This is a genomic window from Lishizhenia sp., assembly GCF_033720595.1.
In the GTDB taxonomy this organism is placed as follows: domain Bacteria; phylum Bacteroidota; class Bacteroidia; order Flavobacteriales_D; family Crocinitomicaceae; genus Lishizhenia.
Genome location: NZ_JAWWCF010000059.1, coordinates 1 through 15,701, shown reverse-complemented (window position 1 = coordinate 15,701; position 15,701 = coordinate 1). Strand labels below are relative to the sequence as shown.

Below are 15,701 nucleotides of genomic sequence, written 5' to 3'. Positions count from 1 at the left end.
TATGCTTCGTGTTTGGGGTGGTGGTATATATGAAGATGAAGTGTTTTATGATTTATGTGATGAAAAGGGCATTCTAGTTTGGCAAGATTTTATGTTTGCTTGTGCCATGTATCCTAGCGATACTGCTTTTTTAAACAGTGTTGAAACTGAAGCTATCTATCAAGTTAAGCGTTTACGACAACATCCTTCTGTAGTTTGTTTTAATGGGAACAATGAGGTAGAGGTTGCTTGGAAGAACTGGGGATTTCAGGGACAAGAAAAGTATAATTTGACGGAAACAGCTCAACTGAAAATAGAAGAGGGCTATAATAAAATTTTTAAAGTGTTACTAAAGGATGTTGTTGCTCTATATGCTAATATTCCGTACGAACATACTTCGCCGTTGAGTAACTGGGGAACAGCTGAAAATTTTAAACACGGAACCATGCATTATTGGGGAGTTTGGCATGGGAATGACTCTCTTCAAGAATTTTGGAAACAAATTGGTCGCTTTAATGCTGAGTTTGGTTTTCAGAGCTTTCCTTCGCCATATGCAATGCGTATGATTACAGAAAAGGAAAATTGGTCTTTGGAGAATACTGCTATTCAAGCACGACAAAAAAGCTACATAGGTAGTGCAAAAATTGAAGCGTTTATCCAACGAGAATTTGAAAAGTATGAAGGGTTCTCTGATTTTGTTTATAAGAGTCAATTGGTACAAACTAAAGGAGTTGGAGGAGCCTTGATCGCTCAACGTTTGCAATCACCGGCTTGTGGAGGTTCTTTGTTTTGGCAATTGAACGATTGTTGGGAAGCTCCTACTTGGTCAGCCATAGACTATCATGGAGAACGTAAAGCACTTTATTATGCGGCTAAAGAGGTGTTTGCTCCTCAAACGGTAGTAAGAGATCCCAATCGTCCGTCAGATTTCTATTTTCTACAAGAGGATATTCCTGAAGAAAACCAAGCTTTAGAATTGAAATATTATTCCTTTGAGGGACAGTTGTTACACCGGACAGATTATCCACTTACTGCACAAATGAAGCAACAGGTAAGAGTGGAGGATAGTTTGGGTGATTTTCTGTTGATCACCCTGGGTGAAAAGAGCTTTGAGTTCATATTAAATAATGAAAAACGAAAGGAATCTTTAGAAAATTCAACAGTTGAGATTGTCGCTTTAGCGTATGATGATGAAACCAGAAGGGGAACGCTTACTTTTAGAGCAAACACTTTTGTAGGAGCTTTACAGTTTTACAGTGAAAAATATCCTCTTATTTTTGCTGAAAACTTTAATCATTTCTTACCGGGAAAATATAGCCTGGAATTCGAAATAAGAAAGCCCGTTAAAGGACTCGATAAAGAAGATATTTATTTTCATTACATCAAGAGATAATGTTTAGTAAAGAAGAATTACGTGAGAGAAAAACCCTGTTTTGGGAAGGTTTGAAAAAGAAGATGCAAAACCGCAAGTCGGCCAATGGTAAGCGTGCGAATTGGATCAATTATAGAACCGGACTCAAGTTTTTCTATGTTCGACTGGATGTAAACAGTAAACGCGCAATTTTTGCTTTGGACTTACAGCCCAAAGATGAAGGGATTAAAGAAATTTTCTGGGAACAATTACAAGAATTGAAAGTTGTTTTGGAGTCAGAAATGGGGCCTGGAATTTGGGATGAAGATGTAGAAATAAAATACGGACACAGTGTAAGTAGAATTTACTGGGAGTTGCCCGATGTAAATATGTTCAAAAAAGAAGACACAGATAAAATCTATGCCTTCTTTCAAGAAAAGTTAATTGCTTTCGACCGTTTCTATACAGATTACGATGAAATATTGCTTACACTAGCTCAGTAAGCGTTAATTTATTTTAATCACGTTTGAATAACTCCAACATTGTATGGCTTTTCAGCTTTCTTATTGTTGGCCATTTCTATACCCATACTTACTACTTTACGCGTTTCTGTAGGATCGATAATAGCATCTACCCATAAACGAGATGCTGCGTAATATGGAGAAATTTGTTCGTCGTATTTATTCTTAATTGTATCGTAAAGTTCTTTCTCTCTCTCTGGAGTAATTTCTTCCCCCTTCGCTTTTAAAGAAGCAACTTCTATCTGTAACAAAGTTTTAGCTGCAGCAGCACCACTCATTACAGCAATCTCAGCCGTTGGCCATGCTACGATTAATCGTGGATCATAAGCCTTACCACACATTGCGTAGTTTCCTGCTCCGTAAGAGTTCCCCATAATAATAGAGAATTTAGGTACTACACTGTTGGCCATGGCATTTACTAATTTGGCTCCATCTTTAATAATACCACCGTGCTCACTCTTAGAACCTACCATAAATCCGGTAACGTCTGTTAAGAATACCAATGGAATATTTTTCTGGTTACAGTTCATAATGAAACGCGCACCTTTGTCGGCAGAATCAGAATAAATCACTCCTCCGAATTGCAATTCACCTTTACCGCTTTTTACCAACTCTCTTTGGTTTGCTACAATACCAACGCTCCATCCATCTATGCGGGCATAAGCAGTTACTAATGATTTACCAAATCCTTTTTTGTATTCAGTAAATTCAGAGTCGTCTACTACAGCTTTAATGATTTCTCTAACGTCGTAAGGTTTGCTTCTTTCCACAGGTAACATCCCATACAAATCTTTTGCAGGTACCTTTGGTGCTACGCTTTCCTTTCTATCGAATCCAGCGTTTTCTTTTGCACCTACCTTATCCATGATTTCACGAATTGTATCTAAGCACTCCTCGTCAGTTTCACTTTGGTAATCACAAACACCAGATATTTCTGTGTGCGTATGTGCTCCTCCCAAGGTTTCATTATCTATAGATTCTCCAATAGCAGCTTTTACTAAGTAAGATCCTGCTAAGAAAATAGTTCCTGTTTTGTTGACAATTAAACTTTCGTCAGACATAATTGGCAAATAAGCACCTCCGGCAACACAGCTTCCCATTACAGCAGCAATTTGTACAATTCCGCGTGAGCTCATTACCGCGTTGTTTCTAAAAATACGACCAAAGTGTTCTTTGTCTGGGAAAATTTCATCTTGCATCGGTAAGAAAACCCCTGCAGAATCTACCAAGTAAATGATAGGTAAGTTGTTCTCCATGGCAATCTCTTGCGCTCTCAAGTTTTTCTTACCAGTAATTGGGAACCAAGCTCCTGCCTTCACAGTAGCATCATTGGCAACTACTATACATTGCTTACCTGCTACATATCCTATAACAATAACAACACCTCCAGAAGGGCAACCTCCGTACTCTTCATACATTCCTTTTCCTGCGAAAGCACCTATTTCAACACGCTCTGTGTTCTTGTCCAATAAGTAGTCAATACGCTCTCTAGCTGTAAGTTTTCCTTTTGCGTGGTGTTTTTCAATCTTCTTTTTTCCACCTCCTAGGTATACTTTGTCTAATTCCCTTTGTAGTTGTGATATCTTAAGACGCATAGCGTCTTCGTTTTTATTAAAGTCTAGTTCTTTCTTTGAAATACCCATGAATATTCAATTTAGGCTTAAAAATAGAAGGAATTCTTGATTCTCCTTGTGTTTAAGGGCTACTTTTCCCTAATTCACTTAATATTCTCTTGAGGTGATGAATCTTAGATAAGTATAATCTATGTAAAGAAATGGATCAATTTGTGAGATATATTTCATTGGTGTTGATTTTAATTTAGGAAGTGAATTTCTTTGGAGGTGGGTCTACAATAACACGTTATTTTGTTGTTAATATTCTTTCATTTACTGGTTGCAAGTGTGAAAAATATTTAATCTAAATACTATCTTAGCGACACCACTTAACAACCAAAACCTCAAAATGAATTAATTATGAAACTTTTTTTAATTACACTTTTGAGTGTGTGTAATATTTCCTTAACCACAGAAATCAAGGTCCACAAGGCTTTTGAAACACATTACTCTACGAAAGAATTGAGCGATTTGAAAGCAATGTCACCCCAAGATATTAAGGTGATGAATTATAGTGTAGAATATGCTTTGTCCAAAGCTTTTGAAATGAAGAAGCAAGCGGTTACTCCTGATTTTATAGTTGATGAATCTCGATTTAAAGCTGCTAAGTCATATTTAGATTTAGGGTTAAGAATCAAAGCAAACAAAACCCTGTACATTCAATTAAAAGGAACAAATCTATGGGTGAGTCTTTATTCTTTTGAACGACTTAAAATTGAATTCCAATCTAAAAACCGTAAGTAGTGATGAAGTTATTTTTAAGTTCAGTTTTTGCCCTTAGCGCTTTTTTAACTTTTGGTCAGTTTACCATGACTGGTCCCGATAATGATGTAAATAATCCTTTAGATTGTAGTACCATTGGTGGAAACCCAACAAATTTTACTTACGATGGTTCTGGGTCTTATCCTGCCAATGCAAATGAGGTGTTAACACTTTGTCCAGATTTATCACAAGGTTCTAAAGTAAGAGTAGCTTTTGCTACAAATGCTGGTTTTACCTTTGATATTGATGGAAGCGATGAACTTCGCATTTATGATGGAGATAATATTTCGGCTCCATTAATTGGTAGTTATAATTCTGTTACCCATCCAAATGGGATGAATGTAGAGGCTTCTTGGAATAATCCAAGTGGATGTTTAACCTTGGAATTTATTTCTGATGGTGCAGTTGAAGGAACAGGTTGGACGGCAAATATAACATGTGGTAATCCACCTCAACCCTTCGAAAATCATATAGAAGCATTTGTTAATGACGGCACAACCGATGTTTTAAACCCATCAGATACGGGGTATGTAGACGTTTGTTTAGGAGATTCTATCTTATTTGTAGCTCAGCCTGACTTTCCTTATGCGTTAGAAAATACTGGAACGGGCTATTCGCAATCCAACACAACGGTAAATTTCGAATGGACCATTTCTGGAGTAGGTCAGTTTCAAGGAGATTCTTTGTGGTTTACACCTCCAGCTAGAACGGGTTATTTTGTTGAGTTAAGAACAACGGATGATTTTCCAACCACGGAGGTTATGAACTGTAAAGTTCGCGTTTCTCAATTGCCCAACTTTTCTGGAGCCGGTACCTTAGAGGATACTGTTTGTATGGGAGAGATTACGGAGTTAGTAGGTGGTGTAACCACCACAGATACGGCTGGTGTACATGTACCCGGAGGAACTTTTGTAATTGGAGGTACTTATGCTGGGTTAACTGTTTTGCCTGATGGAGTAGGGGTTTCTTATTCTACCACCATTCCTATTACAGGATTTGGACCTGGTGTGACTATACAGTCAGCATCAGATATTGATTCGTTAATTTTAGCCATGGAACACAGTTTCTTGGGTGATTTAGAGGTTGAGCTGGAATGTCCTAATGGTACTTCGATCGTTATTTTTAATGGAAATTCGGGGGGTGGAGGTTCCACTTTTTTAGGTGATGACACGAACATAGACGGAGGTGCTCCTGGACCTGAGATTTGGACCTATGCCTTCTCTGATACTTATGCAAACTGGAGTGATTTAATAACTGAAAATGGAAATGGAAACACCGTTTTAAATAGTGGTGGGTTTAATTCAATGAACCCTGACGGTGTTTATCTTCCCGAAGATTCATTTAGTGGGTTCATAGGGTGTCCAATCGACGGAGCTTGGACGATTACAGTTACAGACAATTTAGGAATAGATGATGGATATATTTTCTCATGGGGATTGTTCTTTAATCAAGATTTGTTTCCCGAAACAGAAGGTTACCAAAATGTGATAGAGCAGGAGTGGTGGACAGATGATCCTGCTATAGTAGGAGGACAAGAGGATACCGTTTTAATGGTGAACCCTAGTGCTGAAGGAGAATATAATTTCACCTTTAATGTTATTGATGATTTTGGGTGTGAATACGATACAACTGTAACATTTTTTGTAGCCCCTGGGCCTGCAATTTTTGGAGATACCATTGCGTGTGATTTAGGTTTACAAGTTACAGGGACTGCTTCTTATTCTGGGGGAGTTTGGAATGCTCAAGATACAGCGGTTCATTTTACACCGAACGCCAATATGGAAAACCCAATAATTACAACTAGTACTGCGGGTACGTATGAGGTAAGTTTTACGGATCAACAATGTAATAGGAGTGTAACAGCTGAAATTTATTTCCCGGGTTATCCGTGGACACATATAGATGATACACTTATTTGTGAAGGAGCGAGTGTACTGCTTGTTGCTGATACAAATATGAATAACTTACAGTATACTTGGGAGGATGGAACTGTTGGTCAAACCAGGACAGTTCAAGGTGCAGGTGTTTATACGGTGATTGTAACCAATGAGTGTCATTCCTATACAAGCTCAGCTGTAGTAGTAGAGAAAGTATGTGGACTAACAATTCCCAATGTGATTACACCCAATGGAGATGATATGAATGATGCTTTTATTATTCAATTTGTTGGGGTGAAAGCATACGAAATTGTCATTACCAATAGATGGGGAAATGTGGTCTACGAAAGTAATGATCCTTTTGCCGCTTGGGATGGAACTAACAAAGGGGGAGCTGATGTGTCTGCAGGAACATACTTCTATCAAATTGTTGCAGAGATGGAATCGGGCGAAGAATTAGTAGAACAAGGTTTTGTACAGGTTGTTAGGTAATCATCACACGAGCATATAATTAAAAGCCCCGAGCATTTGCTCGGGGCTTTTTTATTGCCTTTTCTTTATGACCAAGAAAAAAGGGAGATCAAATTAACCTCCCTTTTATTCTTACATTTTTGAAACAAAGTCTTTGAAGACTTCTTTGTGTTTTTCTAAGTCCATATTTGCAGATAAAGATACACGCGCGATGTAGTCTTTGTCAGCTTCCTTTGTAGTACCTTGTGTTGAGGTTGCAGGAATTGTCCAGTAACATCCCTTTAATTGACCATAACTTACACAATATTTACTTTCATTAGGAATTTCAGTAATCATCATGTTGATCAATAAATTGTTCATTTCACGTTTGTAGCTTTCTTTTTCTTCGGCTGTGTTTCCTTTCGTTGGAAGGTCCAAAGAGAATACAGAAGGAGTAAATCCTTCTTGTGCTAATTCTTCTGATACAAAATTGATCTTGGCTTCAGGCAATACTTCTTCGATGAAATTTACAAATGCTCTCGTATTTACGTAAGCATCTGCTATCCTTTGGTTCATAGAAGGTATTTGTTCTGCTAATATTTCATACTGAAGTGCTGTTGCTTCATTGTCACACAAGGTTAAGTGTTTTTCAATTTTAGCCATCAAGTTGTCTGCCTTTTTGTTGGCTACTAAATATCCGGCTGTACACTTACCACCACTAGGGAATTTAGATCCACTTACATAGGCGATAGCACTAACTGATGCTAGAATGTTATTTTCTCCTAAGAAATGAAAATTTGGACAAAAAGTTTGGTCTAAGATAAAGACCGGAGCAACCGCTTTTTCTCCATTTGGAGTAGTGCGTTCTTTGCTTAGCGCATCTCTTAAATTTTCTAATACAGGAACTTCAACCCTTGGGTTGGTTGGTATTTCAGCTATAATGAAAGGTACAGCATCCATCTCAGCAATGGTTGTCAGTACTCTGTCCACACTGTTTACCATATCGTTTCCTCCATCCACGGGTAAGTCCATTACTTCCACGTTTTCTAGGCATGCTGCCACTCTTCGAGCTTGATCATTAGTACCTCCATAACAGTTCGGTGGAACAACAATTTTTATTTCCTTTCCTGGGTATGTTTCCAATGCATGGTCTATTAATCCCATTACAATGGCATATTGTGTAGATAACCCACACGAAGCAACCAAGGCTTCAGAGTTTGTATTGGTTATTGTTTTTACCTCTGCTCGCAGTTTAGCTTTATTGGTTGCGAGGTCACTAATGTTTTGATGAGCGTCTTTTCCGACTAATTGTTGCAGTACGGAGAAAGTATTTGCAGGCGTCATTGCTACCGTTTCTCTTCTTCTTACGTGTTGAATTTCTGAAACATAAGTTTGGTTCTCCTCTCCAAGTACTGATAAAATACTTCCATATGGAGCATGTATACTTAAGAAGAAATCAACATTATCATGCTCAGTTAATTCACCTACTTTGTTATGTGTAGAAATAAATACGGTACTTCCATCAAATGCTTCCAATGCTGCATCCTTATCAATGTGTTCAACCTCAAAGTTGTATCCGTAAACTTTTCTTAATGCATCAAAATCAAACTGAGATGGTAGTTGATCTGTATACACTACACGCGTATTTTTTTTCAAGAATAAATTCTTTCTCAATACGGCCATTAAAGGAATGGTGATAGATTGAAAACTGATTACACGTTCTGCTGAAAGTCCGTTCATTTTTGCAATGGTCCATTCTAAAACAGAAGAAAGTGGGTGACCTAAACGAATATAATCGTAGGCTGTTGGTAAACTTTCTAAATTTTGGGTAGATAATTTATCTGCATTTACCAAAGCTTCGAATTGCTCTAAAAATTGAGTTTTAGCTTGAGATTCGTCATATATATCTAATCGGTGAGTTGTAAGTTTTAACCAGTCTGTTGGTACTTGCTCGATTAGCGTAGAAATGTAATTGATCAATTTATTGTTCTCCATAATTTTCTCCTTCAGATTGGCGGCCAAGATAGCAGAATTCGATGGATTTTAAAAGTTTTTGGAGACGTCTTGGCCCTTTTCTACAGGCTCTAGAAAATGTTAAAGAGCAGGATTGGAAATATTGCTTTAACCTAAAGCAATTCTTCGTAAATGGAATTATATATCTACACCGAAAAGAGATCCAACATATGCTGAAACTAGCATGGCTACTGTTCCCCAGATAGTAATGCGGAGTACAGGTTTAAGAACAGGTGCTCCTCCTGTCTTTGCTGAAGTAGCTCCTAAGAGAATTAGAAAGAAAATGGTGGAAATATACAAGGCATACTCCATTAAACTTAAGGGGGTGAAAAGTACAACAAGTAAAGGGAGTAAACCACCCACAGTGAAGGATGCTCCTGATGCCAAAGCTGCTTGTAAAGGTTTGGCTTTGCTTATTTCATTAATCCCTAATTCATCTCTGATGTGGGTTCCGAGGGCATCCTTTTGTGTAAGTTCTATGGCAACTTGCAAGGCTGTAGCTTTGGATAAACCACGTGCTTCATAAATTTGGGCTAAAACCTGAAGTTCCTCAATTGGGGTATCCCTAAGTTCTTGTTTTTCTCGTTCTATATCTGCCTTTTCGGTATCTGTTTGAGAGCTTACTGATACATATTCTCCTGCAGCCATTGATAAGGCTCCGGCCACTAAACCTGCTACTGTAGCTAATATGATGGGTTCATGGGTGGAGCTGGCGGCAGCAACACCTATGGCTAAACTGGAAACCGAAATAATACCGTCATTAGCACCTAATACTGCTGCGCGTAACCAATTACTTCGGTGTATGTAATGTTTGTCTAGATAATTGTCGAGATTTACTTTATCCATCTTATTTATAGAACAGCGTTTAACACCTAATTTACAGTTTATTTCTGTAAAAAGAGATTTTAAGTGAGGAATAAAGTAGTGTTCAATGTATTTAAAAGGTTAGAAGTTGTGTTGAGATGAGGTGAGGTTTGGCCGACAGGGAAAAGCCAAAGAATTCTATTTTGTTAGAAGAAAGGAAATTTCAAATCTTTATCTCTTTTTAAAGAACTATCAATTTTACCATCGCAGTGAGACGGTCATTTCTTTTTTCTGAGGTTTGTTTAGTTGTAGGGTATAGTTTCTTAGACTTTTCCGTATCAATTCTGTCGTACCTTATTTTAATAATGTTACTTTTTTATTCATAAATACAACGGTCAAATTCAAAGGAAAGTCATTTTTTGTAAAGGGTGTCTTTTACATTTTTATAGTTAAATTACTCTCCTCTTTTCTCCATATTTAACAGAAAGTTACAACCGATTCTCAAATATCCAACGGTAGAAACACCCCTATTTTTAAGGGGGGAATACCTATTTATAGAGTAATTTACGCGAAAAAAAATAATTATCCCAATAAAATCATTTAATAAAAGGCAAAAGAAATTAGTTGAAAAAACAGCTTAAAGTCGCAAGATTTTTATTGAAATGCCGAATTACTTACTAAAAAAGAGATGAATTGGATACATTTTGAACAAATAATTAGCCTCATGCTGGAACGGAAATGATATCGTAGAGCTCAGGTAAACTACAATCCCAATGGTAAGTGTCTTTAATTTTAACACGAAAAGTATCTGCAGCATGTGCTTCGCCATGAATGATGAACACCTGCTCGGGGGTGTTCGATATTTCGCTCATCCAGTCTAATAGTTCTTTTTGATCGGCATGTGCCGATAGAGTTTGGATTTCAAAAACCTCTGCTTTTACTTCATAATACTTTCCGTAAATCTTTATATCAACGCATCCATTTAATAATTTTCTACCCCTCGTACCTTCAGCCTGATATCCTGCAATCAAAATGGAGGTTTCTGGTAAATCAACATATTGTTGAAGGTAAGTCAATACTCTCCCCCCAGTAATCATTCCACTTCCTGCAATTACAATTTTCGATCTTCTATCATCGATAACTTCCCATGTCTCTTTGTATTCTTGAACTATTGTAAAGGCATTGCACATGGCTGTATACTCTTCCGTTGAGAGTTTATGCCATGATTTGTGATTATGGAACACGTTTAAGACATTTGCTCCCATCGGACTGTCCATAATTAATGGGATATCCGGAATAAGACCTTTTTTCTTAAGTTGCCATATCACGTACATAAGTGTTTGTGTACGTTCAACCGCAAAACTTGGGATAATTAATGTTCCATCTTTATTTACTGTATGATTGATGATTTTTTGGAGTTTATCCTGCAAGTTTTCTTTGGGATGTAACCGATCTCCATAGGTGCTTTCAATAAAAAGAAAATCGGCTCTTTGAGGCTTTTTGTACGGTCTCATTAATAAATCCTCCTTGCGACCAATATCACCGGAGAAAACAAAACGTTTCCCGTGCACATCTAGTTCTATGAAAGCAGCACCTATAATATGTCCATTGTATTGAAACCTTACTTTTATATCCTCAAATAAATTGAGCCATTCTCCTTCTGGCATTGTTCGGAAATGATGTATGGCTTTTTCCGCGTCTGTTAAGTCGTACAAAGGAGCAGGGTGTGAATGTTTCGAATATCCCTCCTTATTAGCTTTTTGTGCCTCTTCTTCCTGAATTTTTGCACTATCGCGAAGAATGATTTCGGCAATTTCTAAAGTTGGTGCTGTGCCGTAAATGGCATTTTTGTAACCCATTTTTACAAGTCTTGGGAGATATCCTGTATGATCCATATGCCCATGAGTCAGTAGAACAGCATCAATTTCTTCTACATTAACAGGTAAATAATCCCAGTTGAGTAAACGAAGTTTTTTTAACCCTTGGAAGAGTCCACAGTCTATCATTATTTTTTTTTCACCTGTATCAATAAGATATTTCGAACCTGTTACAGTGCCGGCAGCACCAAGGAAGTGAATAGAGATATTATCGTTTATCTTCATGTTGGTTGTTTTAGCTATTTACAAGTTACACAATTGTTTTGCTTCTGATAATATATTCGAGTGCCTTTGTTTATGAATATCAATTTTGAAGAGTATATTTCTGCTATTCATGAGTTCCTTACACAATACTATATTTTCATTGAGTAATTTATGCTTTTCATTCAGAGATAAAGAGGTTAAACAAGTTATTGGATGAAGTCCGGCCTGATCAATTAATTCTTTCAATGATCCTTGAGCTGGAGAGTCCCAATCGACAAGTTTTATTCCCATACAGTTTCCATATTGAATGGCATCTTTGCTAAAACGCGTGTTGGTAAAAATCCATCCCTCATGTATTTTGTTTTGATGCTGATTGAGCTTTTTCCAGTTTTGCTTGATATCATGAAACCTTGATTGAATATATAAAGGGATTTTTACATCACTTTGTCGAGATTGCTCGCTATGAAACTTACATTCTACCAAGAGATAACGATTGTCTTTTTGAGCAATCACATCAACTTCATGTTTAACGCATACCCCCTCTAAAATCTGATCGGTTTCAGTTTGATATCCCTGATGTATAAGCGTTTGTTCTACTATTTTTTCAAAGGGAAATCCAGAAGGACCCATTTCTAAAAGCGCTTTTTTTAATTTGTAGCGAGCCGCAATGGATCTTTTATATTGACGTAAGCGAGAGAAGGCAATTTTATGTATTTCCTCGGTGGAGATGTTTTCGTAAAGTGCTGCAGAAACTTCTGAAAGCACATGGTTTATCATGTCGTCTGTAGCTCCTGAGTTTTTCAATGAAAGGCGCAGTTTTCTAGCATCGAAAACATCGTGTTTCCCATTCATTTTTAGGATGGATATTTGCTCATTTTCCATAGGGCTTGGGTTATGCGTCTGGGTGACTTTCCATATGGCGTTTGAGCAAAATTTTTAAACTTTCTAAGTACTCTGATAAGTTTTTGGTGTCAATCTTATCTGTTACTGGTACATCTAAAGTCATGGGCGTTTCATTGAGATGCTGATAAAGCCCAGGGTATTCCTGTTCTATTTTTAAAGTTAATGTAGTTATTTCTTGTAGTAATCCTTGTAGCCTTTTCATGATTCATGTTTTTAATGGGATGATTACGTATGGTATTGACCAATAAAAGATACGGATTTTTAACGTGAAAAACTATCTATTTAATACTCGTTTATTCTGACGGCTTAACGATTCGTTAGAACTATGGTAAAGTATTTGTCTACTGGCTTTTCGGAGTCTAGGTTTTTTGTGCTTTTTCTTTTCTCAGAGTTAACACATGAAGTACTTTTTGATTTTCAGATTTATAACGGTTGGACTACCTGTACAGCCACCCACTTCCTCCAACTCTCTATCCTTTTCATCATTACTAATTATAAATACACCAGATTTATGACGGAGAATGAAACCTTCCTCTAGAATGTCTCCTTTCTTGTACCCCCTCATTTGACCTTCTCCCAAGTATGATACCTTAACCTTTCCCGCTTTAAATTCTACATTTACTTTTTCACCTAAAGATTGTCCTTCCCATTCTTCAAAAGAAACTTGGAAGGTATAAGTGGTATCAGGTATAAGCGTATCACTTTTCAATGGTCTTTGTGTAAATTCAAATTGGTCAATGTGAGTCGTTGCATCAATTACCTTTCGATTTACCTGTGAAAACGATATAGATATGGAAAGTAATTGAATAAAGTAGAAAGAGCAGAAGAGTTTGAAATTGACATTCATGGTCAAGATATTAATGATTAAGCGTGATTGAATATTTGAATATTGAACACAAAAACTCAACCCGAAGGTTGAGTTTTGTATTCATATGTATTGAGTTCTAATGAACTCCAATAGGATCTGTATCTGGGTAATCAGGAGTTACATTTACGTATCCTCCGATACTAACATTTCCTAATAAAAGTAATCCTGTTAAGTGAGGAGCAGCCATAGAAGTTCCGGAGATAGTGTTGTATCCACCATTTTTCCATGTAGAATTAACGTTTACACCAGGTTCTATATAATCTACAGGTGAACCATAGTTACTAAAACTCGCCCATCCATCTGTGGAGGTCATGGCACTTACTGTGTAGATGTTTGCACCATTAACACGGGCAGGAGAATGATTATTAGCATCATCAGATTCATTACCTGCTGCAAGAACAAATTTACATGTACTAGAAGCTGATACAACTGCGGCATCTAAAGAAGTAGAAATCCCTCCACCTAAACTCATATTAGCAACATCATTGGCTCCTGCATTGCTCGCCACGTAATTTACTCCAGCGATAACTCCACTTAATGAACCGCTACCTCTACGGTCTAAAACACGTACAGATACAACAGATGTTCCTGGTGCAACTCCGATTACACCAAAGTTATTGTCAATGGCTGCAACGGTTCCGGCAACATGAGTACCATGTCCATTTTGATCATCCGGTGTTGAATTTCCCCCTAAGAAGGTTTCAGATAAGCTTGTGTTTACATTTAAATCTGGATGGTCTAAATCAATTCCAGAATCTACAATCCATGCGGTAAAGGATGAACTAGATCCTCCTCCGTTAACTCTGTTTATTCCCCAAGGTGTAGTTTGTGGGGGTGGATTATCACTTCCTTTATTTCCTCCACCTACGCCTTCTGGTTTCCCTAGAGATACGATTCTGTCAGGCTCAACGCTAATCACACGCGGGTCATTTTTTAATTGCTGTACTTCCTCATCACTCAGAACGGCAGCATAACCCAGTATAGTTTTATCGTAAATTTTGTCTGCATTTAAATCGCGTTGTGTAATGTTTCTGTGAACGCGTTGTAATTCATCTTTGAATAATTTTTGACGTTCCTGATAGGTTAAACTCACGTTATTTTTAGGTGTAGCTATTGTACTTTTTTCATAACGAACGATGTAGGTATTGGGAATAATCTCTCCGAACTTGGTCGGAGTTTCCATGTTTTCGATTTCGCTTCTTTCCTCTTCTTGGACGGGAGTATCTTTTTTACAACTCACAGCCAACAAGGTGCAGGCACTAAATCCTAGTGTGTAAATTAATTTCTTTTTCATCGTTTTTGGGTTTTTGTTTCATTACAAGTTACGAAAAAAATGATGAAAGAAATAGAATGAATTTGTCCAAAAAGTTGCTGATTGTTTTTATTTGTCCTTGTTCTTTGATTATTTGAAAATGGACAAATAATCAAGGGCAGAAACCTAATTGTATACCTATCAAAGTTTGTGGGTTAAGAGAATTGTGCTACATATTATTTTGGTGGATGAATGCCCTGGCACTCATATTACATTGTCAATTAATCGCTGCATCAAGCCCTTTTCATTAAATACCCAAAGAATTTCATAGAACCCGGCTCCGTCACTGTTGTATTGATATACAAAGAAAATGTCACCGCTTTTATAAATAGTAAAGTTGTTTGTACATTCATAAATGTCAGAATAGAAGATATGGTGAAGATGGAGATCCGTTCCATTAAGGTTTATTGCTATTGAGTCAACTTGCGTTTTAGGGAGATTACCATCTGTTCCCCAAATAGGTCTTCCATTAATTCGAGTAAAACAAGTTTTATTTATGGTATCTATAATCTTGTGGGTAGAGTCAAATGGACTGGTGAAATATTGAAAAGAAAAGTCATTGCCCGCATATTCTTCAAGCTCATCCAAGAGCATTAACCGAGACCTGTGTATAAACCCACTGATATACGGTTGAAGAGTCTGATGAAAGCTAAACTTATTTTTTGGAATTAATACAGGAATCCATTCTTGATGTTTTAACATGGAGTCAGTAACATTATAACCTAACCAGAAAACCTCATTTTCATACACTTTATAAATTATTTCTGAATGTGCATTGGCCGACTTTCTAAGGTTGGTCCAACCATCTTTATCCTTTACAATCGCCATTTGAGAAAAGAGAAATGATGAAAATAGGAGGGGGAAGAAAAGAAATGAATACTTCATATAAGGATGGATTTTGATTGGAAATTACTGTAATTGTTTGGGTTTTTGTTGTTGACTAGCAGCTTCTGCGATAGCTTGGATACGCTTCATTTTTGTTGCTTCCCTTTTAGCAAGAACAATCCACGATAAGAGTAGTTTTTTGGAAGATTTGCTCAAGGATTCATAGTAGTCTCTGGCTCCTTCATATTTGTTGAATTCAAGGTTTAATTTTTCCGGAACTATAAGTGCTTCTACACTGTCTAGCAAGGTCCAAGATCCATTTTTCTTAGCCCTTTCAATTAC

General features: G+C 37.2%; 13 protein-coding genes and 1 pseudogene. 4 read left to right on the top strand and 10 right to left on the bottom strand.

Going from position 1 to position 15,701, the window contains the following annotated elements:
• Both R3333_RS06080 and R3333_RS06075 read left to right on the top strand, forming a co-directional pair.
• Positions 1-1,372, top strand: a pseudogene (locus R3333_RS06080) (hypothetical protein); the annotation flags it as partial.
• Complete coding sequence (locus R3333_RS06075; protein WP_318957897.1) at positions 1,372-1,833, top strand: DUF4268 domain-containing protein; 462 nt, start codon at positions 1,372-1,374, stop codon at positions 1,831-1,833. The pseudogene R3333_RS06080 and the gene R3333_RS06075, both read left to right, overlap by 1 nt.
• Before the next feature lie 17 nt (positions 1,834-1,850).
• On the opposite strand, the gene R3333_RS06070 is transcribed toward R3333_RS06075, so the two are convergent.
• Positions 1,851-3,494, bottom strand: coding sequence for an acyl-CoA carboxylase subunit beta (locus tag R3333_RS06070; protein ID WP_318957896.1), 1,644 nt, complete (start codon positions 3,492-3,494; stop codon positions 1,851-1,853).
• A 330-nt stretch (positions 3,495-3,824) separates the two neighbouring features.
• Here R3333_RS06070 and R3333_RS06065 point away from each other — a divergent pair, with 330 nt between their 5' ends.
• On the top strand, positions 3,825-4,208 hold the full coding sequence (locus tag R3333_RS06065; RefSeq protein WP_318957895.1) for a hypothetical protein: 384 nt from the start codon (positions 3,825-3,827) through the stop codon (positions 4,206-4,208).
• 2 nt (positions 4,209-4,210) lie between these two features.
• Positions 4,211-6,595: a gliding motility-associated C-terminal domain-containing protein gene (locus R3333_RS06060; protein ID WP_318957894.1), complete on the top strand. Its 2,385-nt coding sequence runs from the start codon at positions 4,211-4,213 to the stop codon at positions 6,593-6,595.
• A 111-nt stretch (positions 6,596-6,706) separates the two neighbouring features.
• Here the strand turns inward: R3333_RS06060 and R3333_RS06055 are convergent, their stop codons facing one another.
• From R3333_RS06055 to R3333_RS06015, 9 genes are all read right to left on the bottom strand, one after another.
• Positions 6,707-8,548 carry a cystathionine beta-synthase gene (locus R3333_RS06055; protein ID WP_318957893.1) on the bottom strand — a complete coding sequence of 614 codons (1,842 nt, stop codon included), beginning with the start codon at positions 8,546-8,548 and terminating at the stop codon, positions 6,707-6,709.
• A 156-nt stretch (positions 8,549-8,704) separates the two neighbouring features.
• Positions 8,705-9,412, bottom strand: a complete 708-nt coding sequence (locus R3333_RS06050) for a VIT family protein (RefSeq protein WP_318957892.1) — start codon at positions 9,410-9,412, stop codon at positions 8,705-8,707.
• Positions 9,413-10,092: 680 nt separating this feature from the next.
• Positions 10,093-11,472 (bottom strand): MBL fold metallo-hydrolase, encoded by a 1,380-nt coding sequence (locus R3333_RS06045; RefSeq protein ID WP_318957891.1) that lies wholly within the window; start codon positions 11,470-11,472, stop codon positions 10,093-10,095.
• An 18-nt stretch (positions 11,473-11,490) separates the two neighbouring features.
• Positions 11,491-12,333, bottom strand: coding sequence for a restriction endonuclease (locus R3333_RS06040; RefSeq protein ID WP_318957890.1), 843 nt, complete (start codon positions 12,331-12,333; stop codon positions 11,491-11,493).
• Between the two features lie 10 nt (positions 12,334-12,343).
• Complete coding sequence (locus tag R3333_RS06035) at positions 12,344-12,556, bottom strand: hypothetical protein (protein ID WP_318957889.1); 213 nt, start codon at positions 12,554-12,556, stop codon at positions 12,344-12,346.
• Positions 12,557-12,745: 189 nt separating this feature from the next.
• Positions 12,746-13,201 (bottom strand): hypothetical protein, encoded by a 456-nt coding sequence (locus tag R3333_RS06030; RefSeq protein ID WP_318957888.1) that lies wholly within the window; start codon positions 13,199-13,201, stop codon positions 12,746-12,748.
• A gap of 97 nt (positions 13,202-13,298) precedes the next feature.
• Positions 13,299-14,516 (bottom strand): S8 family peptidase, encoded by a 1,218-nt coding sequence (locus R3333_RS06025; RefSeq protein WP_318957887.1) that lies wholly within the window; start codon positions 14,514-14,516, stop codon positions 13,299-13,301.
• A gap of 222 nt (positions 14,517-14,738) precedes the next feature.
• On the bottom strand, positions 14,739-15,419 hold the full coding sequence (locus tag R3333_RS06020) for a hypothetical protein (RefSeq protein WP_318957886.1): 681 nt from the start codon (positions 15,417-15,419) through the stop codon (positions 14,739-14,741).
• Between the two features lie 24 nt (positions 15,420-15,443).
• Positions 15,444-15,701: YdeI/OmpD-associated family protein (locus R3333_RS06015; RefSeq protein ID WP_318957885.1), on the bottom strand; the 258-nt coding region annotated here is incomplete at its 5' end.